This window comes from Chryseobacterium sp. S0630, from assembly GCF_024158915.1.
GTDB lineage: Bacteria > Bacteroidota > Bacteroidia > Flavobacteriales > Weeksellaceae > Chryseobacterium.
In genome coordinates, this window is sequence record NZ_JAMZGF010000112.1 from 1 (window position 1) to 2,750 (window position 2,750).

Here is a 2,750-nt window from a genome sequence, read left to right on the forward strand (position 1 = left end):
GATAAAGGTTTTTTAAAAATAAAATAAAAACTGGCGGCGGCCTACTCTCCCGCGTTAGCAGTACCATCGGCGCTGGTGGGCTTAACTTCTGTGTTCGGAATGGGAACAGGTGAGCCCCACCGCTAAAACCACCCTAAAGGTTGTATATAAGGTTGCTGGATGTAGGTAATAGGTTGCAGGTTGTACCTGCTTCCTGATAGCTACCATCTGCTACCTGTTTTAAGCGATAAAAACTTTCACAAAGACAAAACCTTCACTGCGCATAAAGCACTTGGTTTATTAGTAACCATAGACTATAAATCTACGGGTAATTAGTACTACTTGGCTATGACATTACTGTCTTTACACCTATAGCCTATCAACGTCGTCATCTACAACGACCCTTAAAAGATGTCTCATCTTGAGGCGAGTTTCGCACTTATATGCTTTCAGTGCTTATCTCTTCCAAACGTAGCTACTCAGCGGTGCACCTGGCGGTACAACTGATACACCAGAGGTTTGTTCAATTCGGTCCTCTCGTACTAGAATCAAGCCCTCTCAAACATCTAACGCCCGCAATAGATAGAGACCGAACTGTCTCACGACGTTCTGAACCCAGCTCGCGTGCCACTTTAATGGGCGAACAGCCCAACCCTTGGGACCTTCTCCAGCCCCAGGATGTGACGAGCCGACATCGAGGTGCCGAACCTCCCCGTCGATGTGAGCTCTTGGGGGAGACTAGCCTGTTATCCCCGGAGTACCTTTTATCCTATGAGCGATGGCCCTTCCATACGGAACCACCGGATCACTATGTCCTGCTTTCGCACCTGATCGACTTGTAGGTCTCACAGTCAAGCACCCTTATGCCATTACACTCTACGCACGGTTACCAAGCGTGCTGAGGGTACCTTTGAAAGCCTCCGTTACTCTTTTGGAGGCGACCACCCCAGTCAAACTACCCACCACGCAATGTCCTTCTAAAAGAAGTTAGGCTCCAAGTAAGTAAAGGGTGGTATTTCAACGTTGGCTCCACAAACACTAGCGTGCCTGCTTCAAAGCCTCCCACCTATCCTACACATTACTTACTCAAAGTCAATACGAAGTTATAGTAAAGGTTCACAGGGTCTTTTCGTCCCATTGCGGGTAATCGGCATCTTCACCGATACTACAATTTCACCGAGCTCGTGGCTGAGACAGTGCCCAGATCGTTACACCATTCGTGCAGGTCGGAACTTACCCGACAAGGAATTTCGCTACCTTAGGACCGTTATAGTTACGGCCGCCGTTTACTGGGGCTTCAGTTAATGCCTTCGATTTAACTCTAAGCACCTTCCTTAACCTTCCAGCACCGGGCAGGTGTCAGACCCTATACAGCATCTTTCGATTTAGCAGAGTCCTGTGTTTTTGATAAACAGTCGCCTGGGCCTCTTCACTGCGGCCAACATTGCTGTTGGCGTCTCTTCTTCCGAAGTTACGAGACTATTTTGCCTAGTTCCTTAGCCACGACTCACTCGAGCACCTTAGGATTCTCTCCTCGACCACCTGTGTCGGTTTTGGTACGGGTTGCTTCACTTCGGCTTTTCTTGGATCAGATTACACTACAGCAGCTTCGCCCGAAGGCTAGGCCTTGACTATTCCGTCAGTCTCCAGCAGCTACATCCAACCGTCCCCTTTTATTGTGAGCAAGTATGGGAATATTAACCCATTGTCCATCCACTACCCCTTTCGGGTTCGCGTTAGGTCCCGACTAACCCTCAGCTGATTAGCATGGCTGAGGAAGCCTTGGTCTTTCGGTGAGCAGGTTTCTCGCCTGCTTTATCGTTACTTATGCCTACATTTTCTTTTCTATCCGCTCCACAATACCTCACAGTACTGCTTCGGCGCAAATAGAATGCTCTCCTACCAGATATATCTAAAATATAAATCCATAGCTTCGGTAATATGTTTATGCCCGATTATTATCCATGCCGGACCGCTCGACTAGTGAGCTGTTACGCACTCTTTAAATGAATGGCTGCTTCCAAGCCAACATCCTAGCTGTCAATGCAGTCCAACCGCGTTGTTTCAACTTAACATATATTTTGGGACCTTAGCTGTTGGTCTGGGTTCTTTCCCTCTCGGACATGGACCTTAGCACCCATGCCCTCACTGCCGTAGAACATTTATTAGCATTCGGAGTTTGTCAGGAATTGGTAGGCGATGAAACCCCCGCATCCAATCAGTAGCTCTACCTCTAATAAACTTATATACGACGCTGCACCTAAATGCATTTCGGAGAGTACGAGCTATCTCCCAGTTTGATTGGCCTTTCACCCCTACCCACAGGTCATCCGAAGACTTTTCAACGTCAACCGGTTCGGTCCTCCACTCTGTGTTACCAGAGCTTCAACCTGCCCATGGGTAGATCACAAGGTTTCGCGTCTAATCCTACTAACTATGCGCCCTATTCAGACTCGCTTTCGCTCCGGCTCCGGTACTTAATACCTTAACCTCGCTAGTAAAATTAACTCGTAGGCTCATTATGCAAAAGGCACGCCGTCACAGCTTTATGCTGCTCCGACCGCTTGTAGGCGTACGGTTTCAGGTTCTATTTCACCCTTCTATTCGAAGTGCTTTTCACCTTTCCTTCACAGTACTTGTTCACTATCGGTCTTTCAGGAGTATTTAGCCTTGGAGGATGGTCCCCCCATATTCAGACAGGATTTCACGTGTCCCGCCCTACTCATTTATCATCTTAATATGCCTTTCGAGTACAGGATTATCACCTTCTA

2 rRNA genes are annotated in these 2,750 nt (G+C 47.9%); both read right to left on the minus strand.

Annotated elements, in window-relative coordinates:
• Window positions 1–28 precede the first annotated feature (28 nt).
• Window positions 29–136, minus strand: a 5S ribosomal RNA gene (rrf, locus tag NK356_RS23950).
• A gap of 155 nt (window positions 137–291) precedes the next feature.
• Window positions 292–2,750: ribosomal RNA gene (locus NK356_RS23955) — 23S ribosomal RNA — on the minus strand; the annotation flags it as partial.